The organism is uncultured Sphingobacterium sp. (assembly GCF_964277905.1).
Taxonomy (GTDB): domain Bacteria; phylum Bacteroidota; class Bacteroidia; order Sphingobacteriales; family Sphingobacteriaceae; genus Sphingobacterium; species Sphingobacterium siyangense.
In genome coordinates this window covers 127,450-154,188 of sequence record NZ_CAXYKD010000024.1, presented here as the reverse complement: position 1 = coordinate 154,188, position 26,739 = coordinate 127,450, and the positions used below count along the sequence as shown (strand labels likewise).

The 26,739-nt window shown below is 34.0% G+C and carries 23 protein-coding genes and 1 pseudogene; 23 read left to right on the top strand and 1 reads right to left on the bottom strand.

Annotated elements, in window-relative coordinates; translation table 11 throughout:
* The first annotated feature begins 1 nt into the window (after position 1).
* The 23 genes and pseudogenes from ACHWSC_RS10615 to gldN all read left to right on the top strand — a co-directional run bounded on the left by ACHWSC_RS10615 (position 2) and on the right by gldN (position 25,352).
* On the top strand, positions 2–1,381 hold the full coding sequence (locus ACHWSC_RS10615) for a nucleotide sugar dehydrogenase (protein ID WP_394676748.1): 1,380 nt from the start codon (positions 2–4) through the stop codon (positions 1,379–1,381).
* Between the two features lie 29 nt (positions 1,382–1,410).
* Complete coding sequence (locus ACHWSC_RS10610; RefSeq protein WP_313420154.1) at positions 1,411–2,118, top strand: acylneuraminate cytidylyltransferase family protein; 708 nt, start codon at positions 1,411–1,413, stop codon at positions 2,116–2,118.
* Positions 2,102–2,785, top strand: a complete 684-nt coding sequence (locus tag ACHWSC_RS10605) for an inositol monophosphatase family protein (protein ID WP_394676747.1) — start codon at positions 2,102–2,104, stop codon at positions 2,783–2,785. The genes ACHWSC_RS10610 and ACHWSC_RS10605 overlap by 17 nt, the downstream gene beginning before the upstream one ends.
* The gene (locus ACHWSC_RS10600) at positions 2,730–4,319 is read left to right on the top strand and encodes an N-acetylneuraminate synthase family protein (RefSeq protein ID WP_394676746.1); all 1,590 of its coding nucleotides are present in this window, start codon (positions 2,730–2,732) and stop codon (positions 4,317–4,319) included. The genes ACHWSC_RS10605 and ACHWSC_RS10600 overlap by 56 nt, the downstream gene beginning before the upstream one ends.
* A 12-nt stretch (positions 4,320–4,331) precedes the next feature.
* On the top strand, positions 4,332–5,792 hold the full coding sequence (locus tag ACHWSC_RS10595) for a lipopolysaccharide biosynthesis protein (protein ID WP_394676745.1): 1,461 nt from the start codon (positions 4,332–4,334) through the stop codon (positions 5,790–5,792).
* A 444-nt stretch (positions 5,793–6,236) separates the two neighbouring features.
* Positions 6,237–6,392, top strand: a pseudogene (locus ACHWSC_RS10590) (DapH/DapD/GlmU-related protein); the annotation flags it as partial.
* Positions 6,393–6,411: 19 nt separating this feature from the next.
* Complete coding sequence (locus ACHWSC_RS10585; protein ID WP_394676744.1) at positions 6,412–7,731, top strand: hypothetical protein; 1,320 nt, start codon at positions 6,412–6,414, stop codon at positions 7,729–7,731.
* A gap of 3 nt (positions 7,732–7,734) precedes the next feature.
* Positions 7,735–8,865 carry a glycosyltransferase family 4 protein gene (locus ACHWSC_RS10580; RefSeq protein WP_394676743.1) on the top strand — a complete coding sequence of 377 codons (1,131 nt, stop codon included), beginning with the start codon at positions 7,735–7,737 and terminating at the stop codon, positions 8,863–8,865.
* 68 nt (positions 8,866–8,933) lie between these two features.
* Positions 8,934–9,977, top strand: a complete 1,044-nt coding sequence (locus ACHWSC_RS10575) for a glycosyltransferase family 2 protein (RefSeq protein WP_394676742.1) — start codon at positions 8,934–8,936, stop codon at positions 9,975–9,977.
* A complete protein-coding gene (locus tag ACHWSC_RS10570) occupies positions 9,967–11,211 on the top strand; it encodes an O-antigen ligase family protein (RefSeq protein ID WP_394676741.1) in 1,245 nt (414 codons plus the stop codon). The genes ACHWSC_RS10575 and ACHWSC_RS10570 overlap by 11 nt, the downstream gene beginning before the upstream one ends.
* The gene (locus ACHWSC_RS10565; protein WP_394676740.1) at positions 11,208–12,377 is read left to right on the top strand and encodes a glycosyltransferase family 4 protein; all 1,170 of its coding nucleotides are present in this window, start codon (positions 11,208–11,210) and stop codon (positions 12,375–12,377) included. Before ACHWSC_RS10570 ends, ACHWSC_RS10565 begins: the two co-directional genes overlap by 4 nt.
* On the top strand, positions 12,370–12,894 hold the full coding sequence (locus ACHWSC_RS10560; RefSeq protein WP_394676739.1) for an acyltransferase: 525 nt from the start codon (positions 12,370–12,372) through the stop codon (positions 12,892–12,894). Before ACHWSC_RS10565 ends, ACHWSC_RS10560 begins: the two co-directional genes overlap by 8 nt.
* A complete protein-coding gene (locus ACHWSC_RS10555; protein WP_394676738.1) occupies positions 12,891–13,898 on the top strand; it encodes a glycosyltransferase family 4 protein in 1,008 nt (335 codons plus the stop codon). The genes ACHWSC_RS10560 and ACHWSC_RS10555 overlap by 4 nt, the downstream gene beginning before the upstream one ends.
* Before the next feature lie 87 nt (positions 13,899–13,985).
* Positions 13,986–15,272, top strand: a complete 1,287-nt coding sequence (locus ACHWSC_RS10550; RefSeq protein ID WP_394676737.1) for a phenylacetate--CoA ligase family protein — start codon at positions 13,986–13,988, stop codon at positions 15,270–15,272.
* Positions 15,273–15,281: 9 nt separating this feature from the next.
* Positions 15,282–16,466, top strand: coding sequence for a glycosyltransferase family 4 protein (locus ACHWSC_RS10545; RefSeq protein WP_394676736.1), 1,185 nt, complete (start codon positions 15,282–15,284; stop codon positions 16,464–16,466).
* A gap of 2 nt (positions 16,467–16,468) precedes the next feature.
* Complete coding sequence (locus ACHWSC_RS10540) at positions 16,469–17,380, top strand: NAD-dependent epimerase/dehydratase family protein (RefSeq protein ID WP_394676735.1); 912 nt, start codon at positions 16,469–16,471, stop codon at positions 17,378–17,380.
* Positions 17,381–17,531: 151 nt separating this feature from the next.
* Positions 17,532–18,314, top strand: coding sequence for a polysaccharide biosynthesis/export family protein (locus ACHWSC_RS10535; protein ID WP_394676734.1), 783 nt, complete (start codon positions 17,532–17,534; stop codon positions 18,312–18,314).
* 6 nt (positions 18,315–18,320) lie between these two features.
* Positions 18,321–20,717 carry a GumC family protein gene (locus tag ACHWSC_RS10530; RefSeq protein WP_394676733.1) on the top strand — a complete coding sequence of 799 codons (2,397 nt, stop codon included), beginning with the start codon at positions 18,321–18,323 and terminating at the stop codon, positions 20,715–20,717.
* Positions 20,718–20,799: 82 nt separating this feature from the next.
* A complete protein-coding gene (locus ACHWSC_RS10525) occupies positions 20,800–21,765 on the top strand; it encodes a UDP-GlcNAc--UDP-phosphate GlcNAc-1-phosphate transferase (RefSeq protein WP_394676732.1) in 966 nt (321 codons plus the stop codon).
* Positions 21,762–22,232 carry a WxcM-like domain-containing protein gene (locus tag ACHWSC_RS10520; RefSeq protein ID WP_394676731.1) on the top strand — a complete coding sequence of 157 codons (471 nt, stop codon included), beginning with the start codon at positions 21,762–21,764 and terminating at the stop codon, positions 22,230–22,232. Before ACHWSC_RS10525 ends, ACHWSC_RS10520 begins: the two co-directional genes overlap by 4 nt.
* An 85-nt stretch (positions 22,233–22,317) precedes the next feature.
* On the top strand, positions 22,318–23,004 hold the full coding sequence (locus ACHWSC_RS10515) for an outer membrane beta-barrel protein (protein ID WP_333889211.1): 687 nt from the start codon (positions 22,318–22,320) through the stop codon (positions 23,002–23,004).
* A 36-nt stretch (positions 23,005–23,040) separates the two neighbouring features.
* Positions 23,041–24,336, top strand: coding sequence for an SUMF1/EgtB/PvdO family nonheme iron enzyme (locus ACHWSC_RS10510; protein ID WP_394676730.1), 1,296 nt, complete (start codon positions 23,041–23,043; stop codon positions 24,334–24,336).
* A 32-nt stretch (positions 24,337–24,368) separates the two neighbouring features.
* Positions 24,369–25,352, top strand: a complete 984-nt coding sequence (gene gldN, locus ACHWSC_RS10505) for a gliding motility protein GldN (protein WP_394676729.1) — start codon at positions 24,369–24,371, stop codon at positions 25,350–25,352.
* 149 nt (positions 25,353–25,501) lie between these two features.
* Here gldN and ACHWSC_RS10500 read toward each other — a convergent pair whose 3' ends face one another.
* Positions 25,502–26,602 (bottom strand): nucleotidyltransferase family protein, encoded by a 1,101-nt coding sequence (locus ACHWSC_RS10500; RefSeq protein ID WP_394676728.1) that lies wholly within the window; start codon positions 26,600–26,602, stop codon positions 25,502–25,504.
* Between the last annotated feature and the right edge of the window lie 137 nt (positions 26,603–26,739).

Genomic DNA, 26,739 nt, shown 5'->3' with positions numbered 1-26,739 from the left:
CATGAAGATAAAAAAAATAGCCTGTATTGGCGCTGGATATGTAGGAGGACCTACCATGTCAGTAATAGCCCAAAAAAATCCAAATATTCAGGTGACCGTTGTGGATTTGAATCAGGCGCGGATTGATGCTTGGAATGATAATAATTTAGATAATCTACCTGTTTATGAACCTGGGCTTGATGCTGTTGTTGCTGAAGCACGTGGTCGCAATTTGTTTTTTTCTACTGATGTGAATAAGGCGATTGATGAAGCTGATATGATTTTTATATCCGTCAATACGCCCACAAAGACATATGGTAAAGGAAAAGGACAAGCTGCAGATTTAAAGTATATCGAATTATGTGCACGTCAGATCGCTTCTGTTGCTAAGAGTGATAAAATTGTTGTTGAAAAATCAACCTTACCAGTAAGAACTGCTGAAGCTTTGAAGAGTATATTAAAAAATACGGGGAATGGTGTTAACTTTCATATTTTATCAAACCCAGAGTTTTTAGCTGAAGGAACAGCAATTTCGGATCTACACAATCCAGATCGCGTTTTAATTGGTGGTGAAGATACCGAAGCGATTGATGCTTTAGTAGATATATATGAAGCTTGGGTGCCGAAGGAACGTATTTTGACTACCAATCTCTGGTCTTCAGAATTAGCAAAATTAGTGGCTAACGCATTTTTAGCTCAACGAGTATCTTCAATCAATGCTATTTCAGAATTATGTGAGGTGACGGGAGCGAATGTAGATGAGGTTGCGAGAGCAATTGGGCGGGATAGCCGCATCGGGTCGAAGTTTTTAAAAGCATCTGTTGGATTTGGAGGCTCGTGTTTTCAAAAGGATATTTTAAATCTTGTATATATTGCACGATCATATAATCTGAAGGAAGTAGCCGATTATTGGGAACAAGTAATTATTTTGAATGATCATCAGAAAAGCCGTTTTGCTGAAAAAATTATTCAGACCATGTATAATACGGTAAACGGAAAGAAAATTGCTTTTTTGGGATGGGCTTTTAAAAAAGATACCAATGATACGCGAGAGTCCGCAGCAATCTACGTGGCAGATCATTTATTAGAAGAAGAAGCAAATGTAGTTGTATATGATCCGAAGGTTTCGGCAGAACAAATATATAGAGATTTGGATTATCTAGGAACACGAACTTCGGGAGAAAATAGACGTCTGGTTACCGTTGTTAATAACCCTTATGATGCGTTAAAAGAGGCACACGCTGCTGCAGTTCTTACTGAATGGGACGAATTCAGAGAATATGATTGGGTAGAAATTAAGCGAGGCATGAAAAAACCGGCTTTTGTTTTTGATGGTCGTAATGTTTTAGATGGAAATCAACTTGAGAAGTTAGGATTTGATTTTAAATCTATTGGTAGATAGAATTTTTGACATTTGAAATATATTAGAAGATGAAAATATATGCTATTGTTCCCGCAAGAAGTGGGTCTGTAGGACTAAAAAATAAGAATATTAAACTTTTGGATGGGAAACCTTTGATTGCCTATTCTATCGAGTTTGCTAAAGATTTGAAGGTAGATAGAGTGTTCTGCTCAACAGACAGTGAAAAATATGCTGAGATAGCTAAACAACATGGCGCTGAGGTACCTTTTTTGAGATCCGAGCAGGCATCTTCATCAACTGCAATGGAACAAGATATTTTAGCCGATTTGTATTTAAAATTTGAAGAAAACAATATTGAACAGCCTGATATTATAGTATGGCTAAGACCGACTTTTGTTTTTAGAAATTTGAGAGATGTTCAAAGATGCATTGATTTATTAAAATCTGATTCTAGCCTAACATCGGCAAGAACTGTGTGTGAGTCTGAATCACGGTTATATAGTGTTGATGGAGATAATATATTGAAACCGTCTTTTGAAGATGGAGGGAAATCTATGATAAGAAGGCAGGATGTTGGTACAAAATATAAAGTTTTCTCTACGGATGTAATTCGTAGCGCGGCAAAAGATGTTGGAGATAGCTTTCTTGGGAACAATGTTGCTGGTATTATCACGAATAAACTATGTGGGTTAGATATCGATGATGAAATGGATTTTAAAATTGTAGAAAGCATTCTAAAATATAATAAGGATCTTGTCAATGAAAATACTAAGTGAAATAATTCCGATTATTAAGAATAATTTATCTGAAATTTTAGCTCTTCGGCAAAAGAAGGTAAAAAAAGAAGATGATAGTTATGTTTCTGAAGGAGATCTTTTGTTAGATAGAATTATTTACGATTTTATCAATTCGCGTTTTAATAATTATCTTCTCATTTCAGAAGAGACGTTTTCTGGTAAGGAGGTTGATGCCAGTGCATACCGTTATCTTGTCGTTGTCGATCCTATTGATGGTACAGAAAATTTTGTTTCGGGGTTGAAGGAATGGGGGGTTGGTATATCTATTTATAAAAATGGTGCTCATTTAGAGTCTTTAATTGGATTGCCTGAGCTAGATGAATATATTCTTACGGGTGATAAATTCATGAAATTCAATTCGCGCATTGCAGGATTATCATCATCATTGAATAAACAACAACTCCTATCCCTTGAAGAGGGGTATGAATATAGAATAATAGGATGTTGTATGTACAATATGCTACAAGTAGTTAAGGGTGCATATGCCACTTTTGAAAATCCTAAAGGTGCTAATTCTTGGGATATTTTACCGGGACTAAATCTTGCATTAGAGAATAATCTTGAAATTGTAATTAATAATAAGAAATATAATGGAGAATTTCTTCAACCAACTCAAAAATATTGTTTCAAAATCCGAAACATTTGATAGAATCGTAATTGTGGGTAAGGGAAGTTCTGTCAAAGATATTGATAGAAGAACCTTTCATAATGCATATGTTATCAACTTAAATGATTCAGAGCGAATTTTTCCGGGCGATCTTTGCATATTCTATAGCCGATGGGTGACTAAATCGTTGTTTGAAAGTGATTTTAAGGCGTCCTATTATCTAACGGCAAAATCAACAAAAAATAGCGATCTTGGTATAGATGAAAATCGTTTATTGAAAGTTGATTTTGATGTTCAATCATTTGAAAGTTTCGATAAGTTAATATCAGATTACAATTCAACTGATTTTGTTTTATCAGACTTTTTAATTCTTTCAGTATTGAAAATTTCTAATTTAATCGCACAGATCAAAGGAGTTAAATTGAAGGTGTACTTATTGGGATTTGATTTTCATGTTCAGGATGAAGTTAAAACTACTGATTATTCCGGACATGAAAGAGAGTTTAAAAATATTCTCTTTGCGACACAAAAAGCTTGTTTTAATATTCTAAAAAAATATATAAATAATCTTGGGACTAATGAAATAATCCATGTGGGAGGATTGGATATAAGTGATCTGAGTATTGAGTCATATAATAAGCAATATTCTTCTACTAATAATTTTGGTACTTCTTTATTCGATAATAGAAAGGCCTATCTTGAATTACTGAGAAAAGTCAAAGAGGAGAATTACGTAATAGCTGTAGCAGAATTAACGAATAATCATCTAGGTGATGAGACAAGATTACGTAAGATGATACGGTTAGCTAAGGAATCAGGAGCGGATATGATTAAAGTTCAAAAACGAGATGTGGCTACCTTTTATTCTGAAGAAGAGCTTAGAACTCCTTATACATCACCATTTGGTTCAACTTTAAAAGATTATAGAGAAGGAGTTGAATTGAATGATTATTTATTCGATGTGCTAGTAGAGGAATGCACAGAACAACAGATTGTGTGGTTTGCTTCAATTTTAGACTATAATTCTCTCAAGTATATGGAGAAATTCGATCCAATACTTATTAAACTTCCTTCTACAATTTCAAATCACAAAGCTTACATTAAGCAAGCTGCTCAGGAATATTTAGGAGACGTCGTAGTTTCCACAGGATTTACAGATAAAGCTTATGAGGATTTTGTGTTAAGTACCTTTTTACCAGGTAGAAATTTATTCCTATTACAATGTACATCTAGCTATCCAGCTCCGCCAGAGGCATGTCAGTTAGGTGTAGTGCGCCATTATGAGGAGCTAGCTGTATTAAATAATATGCCTGAACTGATACCAGGATATTCAAGCCACGATGTTGGAAATATTGGATGTATGATGGCGGTTGCTGCCGGTGCGAAAATGTTAGAAAAACACGTCAAATTGGGAAATGTAGATTGGGTCCATTTTGATGGCGTAGCTTTAGATTTATTGGATGGTTCATTTACTGATTTTGTAAATGATGTTAGAAAAGCCCAAATAATGACAGGCTCTAAAACAAAGCAAATACATCATCAGGAGCATCACAAATATAAAGTCAATAACTGATTACAATATTAGATGAAAAAATTAAAAAGGGTTTTTAGTAGTGATTTAGGGAAGTCAATTTCTTCGGGATATTTACTATTTTTTCTAAACAATGTTGTTGCACTTTTTTTGACGCCCTATATGTTACGCTATATCTCTAAAGAAGAATATGGTTTATATATAATGTGTGTTGACTTTTTGGCTTGGGTTGGTTTTTTGGAATTTGGGACCAGTAAAGTGCTAGAGTCTAAAGCCGCTCATCTTATTGCCCAAAATAATTTTAATAATCTCAATACATCGTTTAATACAGCATTATTTTTTCAAATAGTTGTCTCCATCATTATTTTCCCTCTATTTTTCTCATTAATCTATTGGGGTGTTGAAAAACCCAATGTTAATCACTTGGAGATTGTAATTATCTTATTCTCTTTAACAGCTAGCTTAACGGTTTTTAGGAATCTATTCTCCTCGGTAATTGTTGCAAGTAAAAAAATTCATTTGGATAATAGGATACAAATATTTACGAATGTACTCAATTATATATTAATTCTTCTATTAGCACCCTATATTGGAGTTGTAGGTTTAGCATGTATAACTCTTCTTACTTTAATTTTGATGCTAATTAGATCTAATTTTAGAGTTAAACGCCTATTTCCACAAATACAGATATCTTTTGGATCATTTGATTGGAATGAATTAAAGAAAATTTTTTCTTTGGGGTTTTATTTCTCTTTAGGTAGCATTGCGACAGTATTACTGGTAAAAATCGATAGTTTTGTGATTGGTCGAGAATTTGGATTGGCGACGGTTGCTTCTTTCTATATTACCATTAAACTCTATAGTTTGTTGCAAAAGGTCTTTCAGATGTTGCTAAATAATTTCAGGCCTCATATAGCTCAAATGTATGGAAAAAAAGAATTCCTAAAAATAAAAGAACTGTATTTTATATTATTTTATGGAGCCTATAGCTTTGGAATATTAGGATTGGCCATCGTTCAGATTATTAATCAATTTTTTATAAAACTGTGGGTTGGAAAGACTTTCTATATTGGAGATGAATTTAATACATTTTATGGAATTTGGATTTTACTTGATTTATTAACATTGCCTTCAAGAATTGTACTCAATTCTTCTTTAGTAAGTATTAAGAAATTGAGTTACGCTAGAGCCGCGGAAGCATGTATTCGGATTGGAATTATTTTTCTTCTCTTATCTTCTACCGGTATTAGTATACTACCAATAAGTTCAATCTTAGCTTGTTTCATTTTTGGAATAAGCTTCCAAGTTTATCTTATGAAAGATTACTTCAAAATTAAAGATGCTAAGTTTGTAATTTCTAATATATTACCTGTAGTGCTAATTCTAATAGTATCGTTCCTGCTTTATTTTATCAATCAAGTTCTTTATTTTAAGTATTTATTTCTATTTGCAGGTGTAATATTTATTGTTCTGTATTTATCTCGATATTTAAAAAGAATTAAATCATTAATATAAGTATTTAGTATGATTAAGTTTATGTTAAAATTACGTGAAAGGATTAAGATTAAGAATCAAGTAAACTTTCTTTTAAATTCGTGCGTCGTTGGAGAAGGTTTCTGTCATTCGAAGTATTATAAAAATAGTAGAAAGCAATTATTAAACGTAAAAATAAATAATCATACAGGGGATAAATCAAAAATTCAATTTGGAGATTTTTGTAATGTTTCCTGTCAGATAACGTTAAACAAAAAAGGATCTATTAAAATTGGTAATTATGTATTTATAAATTATGCGAAATTTAGAATCGATTATGACTTAGTAATTGGTAATAATTGTATGATTGGTCCTAATGTAATATTCTGGGATACCGATAATCATCCTATTTCTGCGAGCAAGAGGCATCAACAAACATTGGATTTTGCGATGAATTTTCCTCTAACAAGAAGTTACGAAGCAAACGGCGATTCCATTACTATAGGCTCCGATGTTTGGATCGGAATGGACGCTCTTATATTAGGGGGTGTTAAAATTGGGGATGGGGCAATAATTGCGGCTCGTAGTGTTGTAACTAGAGATGTAGAACCATATACAATAGTTGCAGGATCCCCTGCTAAACAAGTTGGAACTGTACCATATGAATAAGAGAAAAATTGCCATTTTACTAGAATTTGGATTTCATGAGGTCAAAAAATATATCTATTCTGGATTTGCAGATACATTGTCCAAAGAATTTGATATAATATGGGTTGCTTTGGATAAAGGTAGTATAGAGTTTCACAATTGTTTTGCTAAAACGGGTTTTCCAATAGTATATGTACAAGAGAATGACGTTATTGCTCGTCCTTTGAGAATTGAAAAATTTAATAGATCTGTTCGGAATAATTGGATTATAAACAATAATGTTGGTGGATTTCATAATCATATTAGAATAAAAAAGAAGTCAATTAAAACTCGCTTAGTTGGAAATACTTTTTTTAAAGATATTTTGGGATATCTTACATTAAGGTACTCGGCTCAAAGATATCAAAATGAAGTTTTGAGAAATATTTTTTCTCTTCATGACGTATCTGGACTTTTAATTACAGGTACTTCCTCTTATTTTGTGAAAAGTGCCGTAATGACAGCTCAAACGGAAAAAATACCAGTTAATTACCTAGTAAATAGTTGGAAAGATCTTTATATTAATAACTTTATTCCATTTAAAAACCTTTCAAATATATTTGTATGGTCTGAAAGGATGAAATCAGATTATCTGAAACACATGCCATATTTAAATGAGAGCAATTTTGTAATTAGTGGAAATCCAACTTTTGATAGTCTGCTCCGTTCAGATGCGAAAGATGATAGAAGTTTCTATAGCGAAAAATATAAAATCCCACTCTACTCAAAATGGCTGCTGTATACAATGATGCCTGTAGGGCTGGCAAAGGACGAGTTGGAAACCATAATTTATACAGCAAATAATGTTTTAAAATATTTTTCTAAAGACGAGTATACAATTATAGTCCGAAAAAATCCTACCCATGCGGCCGATGATTTTAAAGATACGAAGCTTCCCGATAATTTGATTCTCGCAGATCATTATTGCTCTTTTGATAAAAAAAATGATATGATAATACAGAGCTCTGAGGGCGAGCAAGAATGGCTGGACCTAGTACATCACTCGATAGCCAATCTGAGCGTTCCATCGACCGTAACATTAGAATTTCTAATATTAGGTAAGAATGTTTTTAATATTTCCTACAACTCTAGAGGTGAAGTTGATGAAAGACTTTCTCAATTTTTTAATGCTGGTTTTTATCGTCCGCTATTTGAAAGAAACGATGTTATTAATGTAGAAAGCCCTGAGGAATTAGTTGAAAACTTGAAAAAATTAGGTGTAGGAAATAAATCAAGAAAACTCAGCCACGTAACGGCTGGTGAAGTTATTGTTCGACAGTTAGCCAAGATTTGATCTATGAAAATATTATTTATATGTAATGAATATCCTCCATTTCCTTTTGGAGGATTAGGCGTTTTTGTGAGAGCAATTGGACCAGCTTTGGGGAAAATATCAGGAGTTAAGGTATATGTTCTTTGTATGCGTACCGATATTGAAAAGAGAAAGGATGTGTATGATGGAGATCTTGAAATTATACAATATCCTTTAAAGCGATCAAAAATTAATAGAATAAATATGTTCTATAAAGCTTTTCAGCAAAATCGCATTATAAAAAAGATAGCTCACGAAAAGGCGATAGATATTGTTGAGATATCAAGTTCAGAAGATTTTTATTTTTTTAAGTTTAATTATGGCGCAAAATTAGTTGTTAGGACACATGGGAGCCTGATGTATGCGATTCATAATGAAAGCCGCAAATATATTGGAAGATTGCAGAAAATGTTTAAGCTACGGCATGAAACTCAAATATATAGAAATGCTGATGTAATTGTAACTATAAGTAAAAAATTCAATGATTGGTTTAGTGGTAAATATGGCGAAAAAGTTACGTTTATACCTAATTTTCTTCAATCAAATTTTGTAGAAATTGGCCATGAAAAGGAAATTAGAGAACAACCTTATATTTTTCATCATGGAACACTCAAAGAAGATAAAGGAACTTTTGATTTAGTAAAAGCGTTTGTGAAATCTACCTTACATAACTCACACTATCTTATTTTGGCTGGAAAGATCTCTGATAAAGATGTTGAACGGTTGGAAAGTATCAGAACAGAAAAAGTAATTACCGTTGGTGTTTTAGATAATTGTCAGTTAAAGGCTTACTTAAGGGGAGCTGATTTTTCTATCTACCCTTCCCGAAGAGACGCATTTAATTTATGTGTGATTGAATCGATGAGCCAAGAATGTCTTACGTTGACTTCTGATATTATTGATGAAGACATTATAAAGGATGGTTTTACCGGTATAAGAAAGTCTCTTCAAAATGATTTGGATATTCTGAGTTCACTAGAGGACGTTGCCAAGCTCAATGATTCAGAGAAGAAATCATTGAAGTTAAATGGTAGAATTACCATCTTAGAAAGATTTTCACCGGAAGTTATTATCAACAAAAATTATATACTTTATAAAGATCTTATCGACAGTTAGTTCTGTAAGCTTTCGGTTATGGGAAAGAAATTATTTAAATTTAATCCATCATTTGAAAAATCGCGCGTATGAATTTCGATATAATAATAACCAGCTATAATCGTCCCAAAAAAGTTGAATGGTTGGTGGATGCATTGCAATCCGAAATTGTTAATAAAATTATCATTGTTGATTCTGGCAACAATGATTTTAATTTGGCTTCGGATGGTAGCAAGATTATTATTTGTCGATCTTCCCATAAAAATCAACCCTATCAAAGATTTCTAGGTGTCCATAATGCAGAATTGGATTGGATATTATTCTTGGACGACGATATGGAACCAATTGAAGGTTGGGATATTGAGATTCGGAATATCATTGAAAAGTATTGTTATTCTACAGGAATGATCGGATTGAAATTTGAAGATCTACATCGTAACTCTTTTTTGAAAAATAATTTACAATCAATTTCTTCCAACAAATCATCTTCAAGTTTAAATAAATTATTCAGGAAGATTTCAGGTTATCCCATTCTTCCAATGGGTACTTATTATAAGAATGGAGTAAAGGGCGCTCTTCCGAATAAAGAATCTCAAACGGATCATGTAAGCGGAGGAGCTTTTCTTGCGAGTAGGAAGTTTTTATATAAAAATGTCAACCTGGAGTTATTTTCACTCTATGAAAATAGGATGGGTAAAGGTGAGGATGGTATATTGAGCTATAGCATTAGTAAAATTGCTCCAATAATTATGTTTCCCACGCAATTATTTTGGCATAATGATCAGGGTAATTCTGTCTATACGCAGAATTTTTATCAATTTAATTTAGTTGTAGCATTTTCTAGGTTATTCCTAAATCGCGAATATTATCGCTTGAATAATATGTCTATGTTTCGATCAAGATTATCATTTGTAAACTATTCCTTTTGGCGTATTCTAGGTCTTTCAATTAATTTTCTAATTAGGCCATCTAAGAGTCGCCTAAGTTCTTTAAAAGGGTATCTTATGGGAGTCATAAAAGCTATTTTCTATAAATACCAAAAAAATATGAGTGATATAAATCAATATTGGATGGAGCAAGCTATAAAAGATAGTGAGTTTCATGGAGAAGGGAAGGAAAAATATGTTAAATAACACAACGCCATTTTCAAATAAAGTTCAAAAAAAGATCAACTTATTTGCTTTTTTTATCGCGTTTCCATTTTTGTCAATATTAGGTAACTCTGTTACATTTTATATTTTTTTATCAATTGTTATAAGTATTGGGCCTTTTTGGAATAAATATTTTAACGGAAAATATTTATTTTTCGGTTTCTTATTACTGGGAATATTATCAACGCTTTTTTCTCCTGTAATAGGTGAACAACAGGATTTAGGATTTATATTAATACTTATTCAATATGTTTATTGGATAGTAATGGCATCTTTCTTCATTATTTTTAGAAGAAAAATTGACTTCATCCAAATGAGTAAATGGATATTTATCGGGACTATGGCGTTTATACTTTTTTATTTTTTATTTCCATTGAAGATAAATAATCCTGTAATTTCTATAATATTTCGGCCGGGAAGAAACACTTTTGTTTTTAATTTACTTTGTTGCATCCCCTTATCCTTTGTATATATTGCCCAAAGGTGGAAAAATTGGAAACAATACTTCTTTTTGTTTTTCTTCGTTTTGGCGATGTTGTTAACTAATGGTCGATCGGGAGCAATTATTATTTTGATTCAGGTAGTACTAATTTTGAGTGTCCTTAAACCAACATTCCGACGTGTGGGTAAAGTTTTGGCAATCCTATTTTTTATGCTTTTCAGTGTATTACAAAATACCAATTCTCAGATTTATTTAGACACATTAGCTACAGAATTAGAACCTGTAAATCCCCGTGTTGCCGCTTTATTGCGTAGTGAAGGTGATGGTGATCTAGAACAGGATAAATCTTGGCTAATTCGTAAATTAATGATTGATAAAGGTTTCGAAATTATAGAAAAATATCCTTTTATAGGAATAGGACCAAATAATTTTACAAATTATAGGGCAGAGTTAAGTTCATTTTCGAGTTATAGTAGATTAAAAGGATCTTCTTATCAAAGATTCAGTTTATCAACGTCTGCACATAATTCTTATCTACAAGTAGCAGTGGAGTTTGGGATCATTGGATTTGTCATTTTCCTCTGTATCTATCTTCCTCCACTATTTTTATTTTTTAAATTATTCATTAAGGAGCAACTTTCATTATATCATTTAGCTTTGGTAAGTCTTATAGGTATGGCAATACATTTTTATGCAATTTCGGCATTTATAGGTGCTTTGCCTTGGTTTGTACTAGGAATTTGCTGGTCTTATTTACAAAAGGAAAAAAAATGAAGCTAGGTTTTTATTACCACATTCCATGTTATGATAATGGTGGATGTCTATTTCTACCCGGATACCTTGGTGTTTTTTTGGACGAACTCGCAAAAAATGTCGAACAGTTAATTTTGATAATGCATGAGGCAACGGACAAAGAAATTCGAGATGCTGACTATCAATTAATGGCTACCAATGTCAGGTTCATCAATTTAGGCCCTAAAACTGCGGCCTGGCATCGCACCTTTTTTCCGAAGTCAATATTAAAAAAACATTTGAAAGATATTGGCAATTGTGACGCTATACTCGTAAGATGCCCTTCTCCATTGGCAGTTTCGTTTTTCAAATTGGTGAAAACAACTAAAATATTCTTTTTAGTTGTTGGTGATTATGATGAGGCTGCTAATCAGTTAACGACAATAAATTTAAAATCTTTAGTATTAAATAGATATCTTAAGTATGTCGACAGCAAATTGTTAAGAGTTATTAAAGACGTGGATACTTTTGTGAATTCTACTCTACTGTTTTCCAAATACAGTGACAAAGCGAAATCTTTACAATTGATTAAAACTACAACATTACGCGAAGATGATTTCTTCCAAAAAGATCCAGGCCCACTAACAAAAACAATTCAGTTGCTTTACACCGGCCGTATTGAATTTACTAAAGGTTTAACCGAACTGGTTGAGGCTGTAAAACTTCTTGCTGATCTTAAGTTGGATGTTCATTTAAATATTGTAGGCTGGGAAGCAAATGAGACTAAGACTTATGAGAAACAACTTTTGCAACTTGCTAAATTTCGAGGAATTGAGGATAAATTAACTTTTCATGGAAAAAAGAAGGTTGGTCAGGAGTTAAATGCGATGTATAGAAAATCTGATATTTACGTAATTCCTTCTTATCATGAGGGGTTTCCTAGGACAATTTGGGAAGCTATGGCTAATTCTTTACCAGTAATTGCAACTAAAGTGGGGGCTATTCCCGAATATTTGGAGGACAAGTCCTCAGCTATATTGATTGAACCTAAAAATGTCAATAGTATATTTGAGGCAATTAATCTGCTTATTAACTCCTCTGAACTAAGGAGTCGACTTATTAAAACTGGTTATCAATTAGCGAAAGAATGTTCTCTCCCAAAACAAACCAAAATGATTGTGTCAAAAATTGAAAGTTTCTATGAATAATTACTTTAGATCGATAAGGTACGATATACCTTTGCACTTTGTTCTATTATTATGTAACTGGCTGCCTGATAATGTGATTTTTCTACGTTTGAGAGGTTTTCTTGCTGCTCCTTTCTTTGGAAGTTGTGGGAAAGATTTGAGACTGGGACGTAATCTTACATTTTATAATAGTAGTAATATGCATATTGGTAAAAACGTATACATTGCTGAGGGGAATTGGTTTTCATGTAAAGAAAAAATACAGATAGGTGATGAAGTTATCTTTGGCCCTAAATCAGTAATAACAAGTTCAAATCATACTTATATGGACAATTCTTATAGATATGGAAAATCTATCGCTAGACCTATTAGCATCCAAAAGGGCTGCTGGGTCGCTGCAAATTGTACTATCACAGCAGGTACTGAAATAGGCACAGGAACATTAATTGCGGCGAATTCGGTTACAAAAGGACAGATTCCCTCGTTGTCTATTTATGGTGGTGTACCTGGAAAAATTATTAAAAGTATTCATTCATGAATAAAATATTATTTATAGGAAGTTTTTTGTCTAAAACACAGGGAACTCATGGTATCTCCGAAAAATTATCCAAAACTTTAATTTCGAATGGATTGTGTGTCCGACTAAGTTCGAAGAAGAAAAATAAATTTTTGAGATTTTTTGAAATCGTTGTTGTGACATTATTTAGTCGTTATAAAAAAATTCACATCGATGTATTTAGTGGGCCCGCGTTTAAAATTGCTGAAATTGCATCGTTTCTTGCGCAATACAGATCTAAACATATTATCTTAACATTAAGGGGAGGGAAACTCCCCGAGTTTTCTAGAGATAATAGAGAGCGAATAATCAAAGTATTCGAAAGAGCTAGTTTAATCACTACCCCTAGTTTGTATTTAGCTAACTTTTTTGAAGATTTAGGGCTCAATATTGCTTATCTTCCTAATAGTATAAAGACTGATAAATTCCCATTCCGGGAAGATCAGGTTCTTAATAATAAAATTTTATGGGTTAGAGCATTTGATTCTATATATTGTCCTCAGGTTGCTATAGAGGCTCTTAAAATGATCAAAAAGGAATTTCCAAATGCTACTCTAACGATGGTTGGTCCTGACAAGGGAAAGTTAGCTTCTATTATAGATTTGATTAACAAATATCATTTAACAGATTCTGTTGATATATTAGGCCCTATAGCCAATTATGACCTTAAAAAATATTATAATAGTCATCAAGTATTTTTTAATACAACTGCTTATGAAAGTTTTGGAAATTGTATTCTTGAAGCTGCGTCTTGTGGAACATCAATAATTACAAATACCGTTGGAGAGATACCTTATCTTTGGAAGCATGAGGTTAATGCACTTTTAGTTAAAAATAATGATCCCGAGTTATTTGCTAATTATACAATACGCCTTTTTCGTAATCCAAACGTTTCTGAACAGTTAAGATCTGCGGCTAGAAAAAGGTCAAAGGAATTTGAAGAAAAATTGATTATCTCAAAATGGCTTGATATCTTCAATGATTGAAATAACTATATTTTATTTTCAATTGGTACGTTACTCAGAAGTGAATCAGACTTTCGTAAGGAGTTATAAATAAGAATAAACAGATGTATGTTAAATAAGTTAATATTTAAGGTTGGTTCGTGGTATAGAAACCCCAATTTGGAGATATCCTTTAAAGAGTTACTGAGGACAGATAAGGCCTCTGTAGCGGAAATTAAACAAATTCAGGAGAAAAAGTTCGCTGAACTCTTAGATTTTACCTTTGGATATTCTCCGTATTATAAAAGAAAGTTTAAGGAATTGGGAATTACAAGAGATGATATTCGCTCATTAGATGATTTAGGAAAACTACCTATCTTAGAAAAAGTCGAATTAAGGACACATGCCGACGAAATCAATAGTACTTTCAAATTTGACAAAGTTTTTCTCTCGGAAACATCTGGGACATCCGGACAACCACTTAAATTCATTAAAAATGAAGAATGGGATTCGATGAATAGAGCCGCGATATATAGAGGGTATAGTTGGTTTGGTGTAAAACCTTGGGAAAAAAATGGTTATTTTTGGGGGTATAACTTAGCAGAAAAAGATAAAAGAAAAATCAATCTTCTTGATCGTTTGCAAAATAGATTTCGTATATTTTCTTATAAAGAAGAGGAAATCGTCTCCTTTACAAAAAAATTACTAAATGCCGACTATTTGGAAGGTTACTCGTCAATGATATATGAAGTAGCTAAACGTATTAACAAGTTTCCGACACTTGAAAAACCCAAGAAATTAAAACTTATTAAGGGAACTTCAGAGAAAATCTATGATAATTATCAGGAAGAGACAATCAAAGCTTTTGGGTCTAAAATAGTCAGTGAATATGGCGCAGCAGAAGCTGGAATTATTGCCTTTGAATGTCCACATGGATCGATGCATATAAATAGTGAAAATGTTATAGTAGAAGTTATTGACGGCGAAATTATAGTGACTAATCTCATCTCTAAATCATTTCCTATTTTGAGATATCGATTAGGTGATAAAGTGACTTTGGCAGATCCTAATTTTAAATGTGCGTGCGGACGAAAGCACCCAGTAATATTGGATGTTCTGGGTAGAGTAGGGAAAAATATTATTGGAAAAGAGAATAGCTACCCGAGTCTAACCTTATATTATGTTTTTAAAAATCTTGCATTAAATAAAAATGTAACACTTAATTATCAAGCAGTGCAGCATGAAAAGGGAAAGTCAATACTCAAAATAGAACAAAATAGTCCCGAATATTTCGAGGATATAAACGTTGAACTGAAAAAGTATTTTGCCGATGATGTTGAGTTTGAAATGAAATTCGGCCAAAAATTGCATGAAATGGATGGCAAATTAAAGGATTTTATTACAACAATTGATTAATAAATACCTATGAATATTTTAATTTTCTATCAATATTTTGGTACTCCAAAGGGGAAATGGAGTACACGCATTTATGAACTGACTCGAAGGTGGGTCCAAGATGGACATAAAGTTACGGTTGTCACCTCTCCTTATGAAAAGTCGGATATTCGAGCGACCAAATTTGTTGAAAGGCAAAAAATTGATGGAATCAATTTGATTGTCATCAATTCTGCAGATTCAAATAGGGATGCGACTTTAAAGCGGATATATAAAGCGGCAATCTTTTCTACTATATCATGTTATTTCGCATTATCGGAAAAATGTGACATTGTTATAGCGAGCTCTGGCCCCATAACTGTAGGTTTGCCCGCTTTATTGTCAAAGTGGTTTAGAAGAAAGCCTATGGTTTTTGAGGTAAGGGATCTTTGGCCAGCGGGAGCAATTGAGCTGGGAAAGTTGAAAAATGGACTTATGAAAGGCATTGCGCTTTGGTTTGAGAAGATATGTTATAAAAACTCATCATTAGTAGTTCCTTGTAGCAAGGGAATGGAAGAAGGAGTTCTTCAGAAAAGTCCATCTACTAAAACTCTTGTAATTCCTAATGCTTCAGATGTAGAGCTCTTTAGTAAAATTGAAAGCCTGCCTACAAACTTTGAACAATTTGAAGGAAAAAAACTCTTCATGTACGCAGGATCACTTGGAATAATGGATGAGGTCGAACAGGTTATTCATGGAATGAAGTTGGTATCAAATCCAGATATCTTACTTTTAATTATTGGTGATGGAGCAGAAAAAAAGCATTTGCAAAGCTTAGTAAGCGACGAACAGTTGAGCAATGTGCAATTTTTGGGAATTATGCCTAAGTTAGAAGTTATAAAATGGTTTGGTGTAGTCGAAGCGACCTTTGTTACCTTTAGGGACTTGACTGTTTTACATACTTCTTCACCTAATAAAATGTTTGATTCATTCGCGGCCGGTGTTCCAATCATTCAATCTACCAAAGGTTGGATCAGGGAACTTGTTAATGAAACCGAATGTGGAATTAATGTTCAGCCTAATGATCCGAAAGAATTCGCGAATGCAGTCAATAAAATAGCTGATGATAAAACCTTTCGGGATAAATTGGCTTATAATGCAAAAAGACTATCATTGACAGAGTTTAATAGAGATCTTTTAGCTGAAAAATATTTGAAAGCCTTGGAAAACCTCTAGCTATGAAAGTTCTATTATTGGGGGCAAGAGGTTTTATAGGAAAAAACCTCTCTATTTATTTGAGTAAAGACTATTTGATAAAACAAATTTCATTACGTGACGCAGATTGGGAAAAGGAAGCTTTATTTGGTGATGTGTTTATTAATCTCGTGGGCAAAGCACATGATCATGAGAAAAAAGCTACAGAAGCTGATTTTTATCATGCCAATCTAGAGCTGGCAATGAAGTCTTTTCAGGTATTTAAGGATTCTTCTGCACGATTGTTTATCCATGTTAGTTCTTTGGCTGCATTAGAGGAGTTTGAATCGAAGGAACCACTGACAGAAGATGCCAAATGTAATCCGAGTTCTTGGTATGGAAAGTCCAAACGTGCAGCGGAGGAATGGTTGTTGGCTCAGGAAATTCCAAAAGATAAACGGTTGATTATTTTGCGTCCCCCAATGGTACATGGTCCTGGTGATAAGGGGAACCTGACGTTATTGTTTAAATTCGTTGAAAAGGGACTTCCTTATCCTTTGATAAAATTTAATAATGCCAGGTCATTTATAGGTATAGAAAATTTTTGTTTCTTTATTGACCAGATTATTCAAAAATTTGACAGCATCCCAAATGGAATTTTTCATATCTCTGATGACGAACCACTTTCTACCTCTGATTTAATCAAATTTATAAAGGAGGTCACAAATAAGAAAGGATTCGATCTAGGAATTCCCAAAGGTTTAGTCATATTTATGGCAAAAATTGGAGATTTTATTCCCTTTCCCTTGAATTCGAAAAGATTAAAAAAAATGACGGGTACGTTACTGGTGGCTAATAATAAAATTAAGGAACAACTTAAGATAGAAAGGCTTCCTATTACGGCAAAAGAGGGAATGATAAAAACAATAGAATCATTTAGAAGAAATAAAAACTAATTTAATTACATTATAATTAAGGCACGTAATTTGCTAATGACAAGCAAATTTTTTTAAGTAATCTACAGCGAATAATCTAATCTAAAAAAAAAAATATATTTTTGTTTACATCAATACATGGTATTGATTTTATTTCCAATTTAAAAAGGATATGCATTTATTTTTGAAGTCTAATTTTGCGGTCTTAGGAGCATTAATTGTTCTTATGATGTTAAATTCTTGCGGTTCGCGTAAGGAAATGGTTTATTTACAGCCCGATTCGTCGAATGTGAATACAATATATGAACAATTTGTGCCAAAGATTCAACCCAATGATATCTTGACAATCGTGGTTTCAGCACCAGACCCTAAAGTTGTTGCTCCTTTTACATCTATTAGTGTTAATGCTGCGGGTTCACCTGGGCAAAACGTTGATTTAGCCTTGCGCCCTACCTATACTGTGGATAGTGAAGGGTACGTTATTTTGCCTATGTTGGGGAAGATCAAGTTAGCTGGAATGACGCGTTTAGAAGCTATCGCCTATATTCGAAAAGAATTGGAAGCCTACATTAATAATCCTTCCGTAAATATCAATTTTAATAATTTTAGGGTTTCTGTGTTAGGAGAGGTTGCTAAACCAGGGTCGTTTATTATTCCGACTGAACGTTTGTCCGTTTTGGAAGCTTTGGGAATGGCTGGAGATATGACGATAAGAGGTGTTCGGTCAAATGTCTTATTGGTTAGGGAAATAAATGGTCAAAAAACCATACACAGGTTAGACCTTACCAAGCAAGAAACACTTAACTCGCCTTATTATTATATGGCTCAAAATGATGTGTTATATGTAGAGCCTAATAAAACACAAATTAATAATTCCAAGCTAGGCTCAAATGCAAGCATTGCGATATCAATTGCAGGTTTGTTAATTACAATTATTTCATTAGTAACACGTTAAGCGATCATGGATCAGAATTATACACCTCAATCAGATAGTCAAGAAGAGGACTTTAATATCAGACAAGTATTTGAACAGTATGCTTATTATTGGAAGTGGTTTGTACTTTCTATCATCATTGCGCTTTCCTTTGCTTTTTTTTATTTAAGATACGCCCAAAGGACGTATTCTACGACAGCCAAGATTTTATTAAAAGATGAGCGGTCTGGTACAGGGGAGCTTTCAGGTATTGCTGAGCTTTCAGGAGCTTTAGGTATGACAGGATCTCGAGGATCTGTTTTTGTTTCAGATCAAATGGATATCTTGAGATCGCGTAGACTGATGCGAAAAGTTATCGAAAAAAATAACTTAAATGTTAGTTACTTCTTAAAAGGGAGTTTTAAAAGTTCTGAAATTCTTGCTCAGGATGCTCCTTTTTACATCCAAACTATAGGTGCACAGGATAGCACTTTTACTTCATTTGTTGTGAATGTACATGAAGGAAACAAGGTCGAGGTATCTAATGAAAAGTCTGGATTACATAAAGAGGTTGCTTTCGGAGCACAATTTAATATCGGCAAAAAGGTATTTGTCATTCGTAAAAATGAAGCTTTCAAAGGAAAAACAAAAGATAGCTTTCTGATTAGAGTTTCGCCTAAAGATTTGGTGATCAATTCTCTATTGTCGACCTTGGTCGTAGCACCTAATAAAGAGGCGCAGTCCTATGTCGTGAATTTAAGTATGGTTTCTCCCTTGCAAGAAAAAGCTATTTTAATTATCAATAGTTTAATTGAAACATACAATGAAGATGCGACGAATGATAAAATGCGCAACACACGTGCAACATCGGATTTTATCAATCGTCGTTTGTTGTTAATCTCGAAAGATTTATCAGGCACGGATAAAGATATGGCTGATTTCAAGTCGTCAAATTCACTCGTGGATATGTCTGCTGAGGCGGGGGTATTTTTAAACACTGCATCAGAGAGTGATAAGGATGTTTTGAAATATCATACACAATTACAATTGGTGGATTATATGCGCGATTTCCTCAAAAAGCAAGATGGAAAAGGCTTGGTCCCATCTAATATTGGTTTAGAGGACTTAACAATAGGAAATTCGATTGCGGCACATAACAAATTAGTCCTTGAACGAGATGATTTATTGAAATCAGCTTCTGAGCTCAATCCGGCAGTCATTGCTCTCAATCAGAATATAGCAGAGAGCATACAAAATATTCGTCAGGCGTTGGACAATTATAGTCGGGTTACACAATTGGCCTTGAGATCTATTGAACGTAAATCAAATGAGATAAAAGGTCGGATTCAAAATATTCCGGGGCAGGAGCAGAGTTTTAAGCAGATATCCCGTCAGCAACAGATTGTCGAGTCTTTATATCTCTTATTGTTACAAAAGAGAGAGGAGTCTGAAGTAAAAGCTGCCGCAACACCAGATAATCTTAAAGTAATTGATGCAGCATACGGGCCCAATACTCCAGTTTCTCCGGTACGTAATATCATTTATATTTCGGCCTTGCTAATCGGCCTTGTTTTGCCAATAGTTATTTTATATATCAAATTTTTGCTCGATAATAAAGTACATTCCAGAAAAGATATTGAGGAAATTGTAAAAGCCCCAATTCTTGGAGAGATCCCATCTGCAGAGGATACTGTTATTCACTTGAATGACCGATCTTCGTTAGCGGAAGCTTTTAGGATTTTACGGACAAATATGGCATTCATGTTTGGTCCTAGAAAGGATGAGAAGGAAAAGGTGATTTTTGTAACTTCAACAATTTCTGGTGAAGGTAAATCTTTCGTGGCAACAAATTTAGCGCAAATTCTTTCAATGTCGAGTCAAAGGGTGTTGCTCATTGGAGCTGATATCCGCAGTCCGAAAGTACTTGATTATCTTGGGCTCTCTCATTTGCAGCATACAAATATTGGTATAACGCAGTTTTTAATTAACCCTGAAATGGATGTTGATGGAATTATTATTAAGAAGCCAGGAAATTATGACTTTGACATTGTTTACTCCGGTTATATTGCTCCCAACCCAGCTGAGTTGTTATTAAATGGACATTTTGATGATGTAATTAAGTATGCCCGAGAACATTATGATTATGTGCTTGTTGATACTGCTCCAGTGAGTTTGGTGACAGATACGCTTTTGATTGCTCATAATGCGGATCTTACGCTATATGTAACTAGGGTTGATTATTTAGATAAGCGTTTACTTCAAGTACCTCGGGAACTTTATGTTGATGGGAAACTTAAGAATATGGCAGCTGTAATTAATGACGTTGATTTTGCCAGGGGCTATGGCTATGGTTATGGTTATGGCTATGGCTATGGTGACACCGGGAAGAAAAAAAGCATCCTACAGAAACTTATGCAAGGTATAACATCCAGGTTTAAACGTTAATAACTGTCAAATACAAAAATAGGCACATGTAAATGCGCCTATTTTTGTATGCATGCATTTTTTGTTGAATTTTTGATTTTTTATGATGACTTATATTTTAGTTTTAGTGATTTTGTTCTTGTTAGAAATATTGTATTTTAGAATAGCTGATCATTTTAATATTATTGATAAACCTAATGAACGATCATCTCACACGAATATAACACTCAGAGGAGGAGGAATTATCTTTTATCTTGGGGTATTGATCTACTTTGTTTTATCGGGGTTTCAATATCCATGGTTCTTCATTGGTTTAACATTAATGACCGTAGTGTCTTTTATGGATGACATATATACATTGTCAAATAGAATTCGTCTTTGTATACACTTTGTCTCTGTAGTTTTGATGGCTGTTCAATTAGAGCTATTTTCCATGCCATGGTATTTTTTATTAATAATGTTTATCGTAGTTGTAGGAGTAATCAATGCCTATAATTTTATGGATGGGATAAATGGTATCACTGTTTGTTACAGTTTGGCTGTGAGTACACTACTGATCATGGTCAATAGAGATTTAAACTTTGTAGATAACGATTTACTTATTTTTACGGTATTGAGTTTGTTAGTTTTTGCATTTTTTAATTTTCGTACTAGAGCAAAATGCTTTGCTGGCGACGTTGGATCTGTCGCAATTGCTTTTATTTTGCTTTTTGTAATAGGATTGTTGATATTTAAAACACAGAATTTTATTTACATCTTATTCTTGGTTGTATATGGAATTGATACAGTATGGACAATACTTAGAAGATTGTATCTGAAAGAGAATATTTTTGATGCTCATAGATCGCATCTTTATCAGTTTTTAGGTAATGAGGCGGGGTATGATAAATTGATAATCTCATTTTCATACGGTCTTATCCAATTGTTTATTGGAATATTGGTAATTTACCTAACAAATTTCAACATTGCGGTGCAATGGATATTTGCGATTGCAATAATTGTGATTTTAAGTATAGCATATCTACTTTTAAAAAGATATATTATTAATAAATATTTAAGTTTGAAATGATGGATTTTGATAGAATTAAAGGTGGAGTAGCAAAGGATCACCGAGGCGAAATTCGCTTTTTCAATACATTCGACATGACTGAGGTGAAAAGATTTTATATCATAAAAAACGCTGATGTAGATTTGATCCGAGGATGGCGTGGACATCGTATAGAACAACGCTGGTTCTATATCCTAAAAGGAAGCTTTGTTTTTCACTTGATTAAAATCAATGAGTGGGAAGAGCCAGATAAACATTTGCCAATTCAACAGCAAATTCTTGCCAATGATGAAATACAAATTTTATATGTTCCTGCGGGATATGCTACAGCTTTTCAAGCTACGGATCCCGATAGTGAGCTTATGGTGTTTGCAGATTATCCACTTTCCCATGCCTCTTTCGATGATTATACCTGGTCTCTGGATTATTTTGTAAATCTAGAGATTAAATTATATACGATCGAGAATGACAGACAAACAAGCAAATAAAAAATAGGATTTTTTTAAAATTCCAATGTTTTATTTTATAATGGAACAATTATTGAAGAGTTAATTCGAATTAAATAATCTACCGATGAGGGCTAAACTAATTTTAATATTATTAATCACTATTCTTGGAGTACATACAGGTTTTGCTCAGTTTTCAAGACCTTTAAGTGTGGGTGCTGGTGCTGGTGCTACTTTTAATTTTACTGACTTATCCAAAACTAAAGCGCATCCAGCGGCCTATATTGAGGCAGATTACCTTTTTACACCTTTTATATCTGTAGGAATACGAGCAGAGAAAGGAAAACTTAGCGGAAATGAGTACGATAGTGAGTTTAGTAACAATTACTATGCTGGAAATGTAAATGGTAAAGTCCGCCTTGGACAGTTGCTGAACGATCCCAATAATTATAGTTACAAAACCTTAACTTCGGACATATTTTCAACCATTTTCTCAAATATATATTTAGGTGCAGGTGCTGGAATTATTAAAAATCGAATTTCTAGAGATATATCTAGCTACTATGCAAATGCAATCCATAATAAAGGCGGTGGAGTTGCGAAAGATAGGTATGGTTATCATTTTGTAGTACCATTAAATGTAGGCCTGGATGTTCCTTTCGGTAGAACATTATATGGGCCTAAATGGGCGATTAATCTAAATTATCAACATACTTTAACTACAAATGATAATTTGGATGGAATAATAAATGGCAAAAATGATCAATATGGGGTTTTATCCTTAGGTATAAAATATGCTCTTTTTAATAAATAATAGCGTGGAAAATATTCTTATATAAGACAAAAAATAATGAAAATCCAAAATAATCACTCCAAACTTGCTAGGTATACTATTTTATGTATTGCAATTTTAGTCGGTTTCTGTGCATGTAAATCTAGTTCCTCGATCTATAAGGCCCCTAATGTTAATGCTTTCCGAGGTGGCAAATTACCAGCTCCTCCGGGGATGGTTTACATTCCCTCTGGTACTATACTATTTAAAGGATCTCTAGATAGCGGAAATGTGGGTAAAAATGTAAGTGTCAGCGCATTCTTTATCGATGAAGCCGAAGTAACAAACAAACAGTATAGAGAATTTGTCAACTGGGTTGCCGATTCTGTTGCTGTAACCGATTATTTGAATGATGATCAGTATTTCTTGGAGATAACAGGAGAGCAAGTTGGTCAAAAACGAATCAATTGGGCAAAAGTCAAAAAAATATCGCCAATATGGAAAAGTAATGATCCAAGTGTTCAAGAACGCATTGCTCCTATGGTCGAAATGCAAGGAAATAGACGGGCGCTGAATCCAGAGGTGATTAAGTATAGGTTCTCTTACCTACAGTCTAAAGGTAATGTGAAAAAGAAATATGTAACGGATACAGTGACGGTTATGCCCGTAGAAGATATTTGGACAAAAGATTTTCCAAATGCACAACTTACCTCTTTAGATGCAAATTATTTTGAGCACCCTTCATTTGACTATTATCCTGTCGTAGGGGTCACTTGGAGACAAGCTCGTGCCTTTACAGACTGGCGTGCAAACGAAATGGCTGCAACTGTACTTAAAAATTCGTATCTAAATGGTTATCAATTGAGTTTGAGCCTTCCTACAGAGGCACAGTGGCAATACGCGGCTTCTGGTAAGATAGATCCTCAAGACACAATAGTGGGGGCTCGAATGACTATTGACGGTATAGAAGGGAAAAAGAAATTAGCCGTAAACTTTAAGCAAGGAGAAGGGACATATTCAAGGGACGGGGCGACTTTTACATTACCTGTTAAGTCTTATATGCCTAATGCTTTTGGTGTCTATAATATGGCAGGTAATGTCTCTGAGTGGACACTAGATGCGTACAGTCCTTCCGCTGTTGTTTTTGTTAATGACTTAAATCCGGCTCTACTCTACGATGCGGATCCAAAAGATGGTGATGCCTTGAAACGTAAAGTAGTGCGTGGAGGATCTTGGAAAGATAATGGAGAGCAGTTAAATAGTGAAACTCGTAACTACTCTGTAGATTATGAGCCACATTCTTATATTGGTTTCCGCTGTGTCATGTCGGCTTTTGAAATGCCAACTGTACAAAGTAAAACGCGTAAATACTAAAACGCTGTTGTATAACCCAAAAATCGATAACGATGAAAACAAAAATAGTATTGATTGCAGCGCTGACTTGTGGATTTGGGTCGTTGTCTGCTCAGAAAGTGACCAAAAAAGATACAGTATTGAATAATCAAAATGTTTTAAACAGTGTTGCTTCAACTCATATTGCGGCCGGTGAAGTTATTCAAGATACAATACCGTTGACTGATGGGTTCTATCAAACGAATAATATGGAAGACGCGGTTCCATTTGCTTACCCAGAAGTAAACAAAAAAAATATCCGTTTTTATAAACGCGTATGGCGAGATATCGATCTGAAAGATGAAAAAAATAATGTGTTGGCCATTCCGGGTAATTCATTGATCGAAGTAATTATGAAAGCAATCGAAAAGGGAAAGCTTTCGCTGTATAGCCCAGATGATGACTCCTTCAAAGGTCGGTTAAGTGCACAGGAAGGAATGGCGAGATTTGCAGATAGCGTGCTCGTGCCGATATTCGACGGCGAAGGAAATCAGGTTGATTCCAAAATGGCGCTGAATGAGTTTGATCCGGCTCGTGTTACCAAATTTAGAATTAAGGAAGATATATTTTTTGATAAGCAACGCAGTCGACTGGAAACGCGTATTATTGGAGTAGCGCCTCTGATGAACATCACTACTTCGGCAGAGCTAGCAGAATCAGTTGGTGCTACACCAGCATTCTGGTTGTATTTCCCTCAACTACGTTATAGTTTGATACAAGTGGATATTTCTGATCCTGATAAAAGTCTTTATGATATGACGATGGACGACTTCTTTGTTCAGAATAAATTTGCAAGTAATATCGTCCGCGAATCGTCACCTGGAATGTTACAGAACCTCAAAAATACAGAAAATGGAGGTCAGCAGCTTGATGGAAGGAAGGTCGAAGAAAAGCTAGACACCTATAAGAAGAAATTGTGGAGCAATCCTAAAGGTGTGAAGGCAGAGGAATTGGAAGGAAGTAAATCTGAAGAAAAGAGAGCGTTAGAGAAACTATAAAATTGAAGTGGTGTCTCTCCATCTTAATAGGAGAAACACCACTATTTTTTACCACTGGCCTATTTTTCTGCTTGATATTGCGATTTGCTTTATAAGTTCTTAAATGTTAAAAAAAGTATGTCTCCTTCGCTTTTTGGTGATATGCTTTTTTAGTCTCTATCTTTCCCTAGAAACTTTGAGTAAGTCTGAATGATTGGGAACGCAATTGCTTCTTGAGGCGCATATTTGACATAACGCCTAAAATTTTGCCATAAACGTCTCCCAGAATCTGGACGGTGGAAAAATTTTGATCTTTTACCTTTCTCAAATCTTTCATCATTGAACCCAAAATTTCCTGAATGCCATACTTCGTCAAGCATCCAATCTACTTCGGTATCCTTAGGATAAGGAAATGGAATGGCTGATTCTGGAAGACCAATATAATCAACTAATAACTTATGAAGTAAATGTATCCATTTCAGCAAACCAGTCTTCTTATAAATTTCTTGTAGCGCGTGAGTGTCGATTTGGGAGATCACCGTATAATACAAACGTGCAGAATCACAAAATTGACGCAAACTTATACCGTAAGTAATTAAATGTTTTAGGATGTGGATATTGACTTGTAACAGTTGAAGTTCATAGGCTAATAAGCGAATCGGAACGTCGTTAATCAATAGTGCTTCTTGCCTTTCCTTATATTCTTCTAAGAGTCTATTTAAGTAGCTTTTCTTTAATGGATTACGAAAATCAAATGTCCGCTTGTGATGCTCGATATGAATGCTGTCCCAGTTATAGTCTAAGCTAAAATCTGGGGTATCTTTAAAATTTATATGTTTTTCCTTCAGGAAATTCCTCGCTTTAGCATATCCATTCTTTTCAAAACACCAATCAATATCCCCACTAGTACGATGATTTGGAATTCGATAGTAAGAAGCTACTCCTTGCCCCTTTTGTAAAATTGGCTTTATACCATTTTGTGTAAAGGTTGAAAACCGCTCGACAATTACGGCATTCATCTTTGCATTATGGCGCTCAATCTGATCAACACGAACAGCCCATTTTAAACGCAAAGACTGCGGCGGTAATTGATTTTCGTCAAGAAATTCAAAGCTATCATAGATAATGCCTTCAACAGTATGGATAATGGAGTATTTTCGAATGTTATGCCAATTTTCTAAAGACAGTGGCGATTTAAGTAATAGCCGACCATCACCCCAAAGGCCAATACGCAGCAACTGAAAAAAAACATCCTTTAATTGATTGTCCATTTAGTTTTTGAAATACACATTGATCAAATATAATAATTTATATTATGCTTGACCATTTAGTTTCTTTAAAATAGTGAAACTAAAAAAATCAAAAGATGACTTTCTTCAAAGAATAGCAAAGCTTTTGGGATAGACAT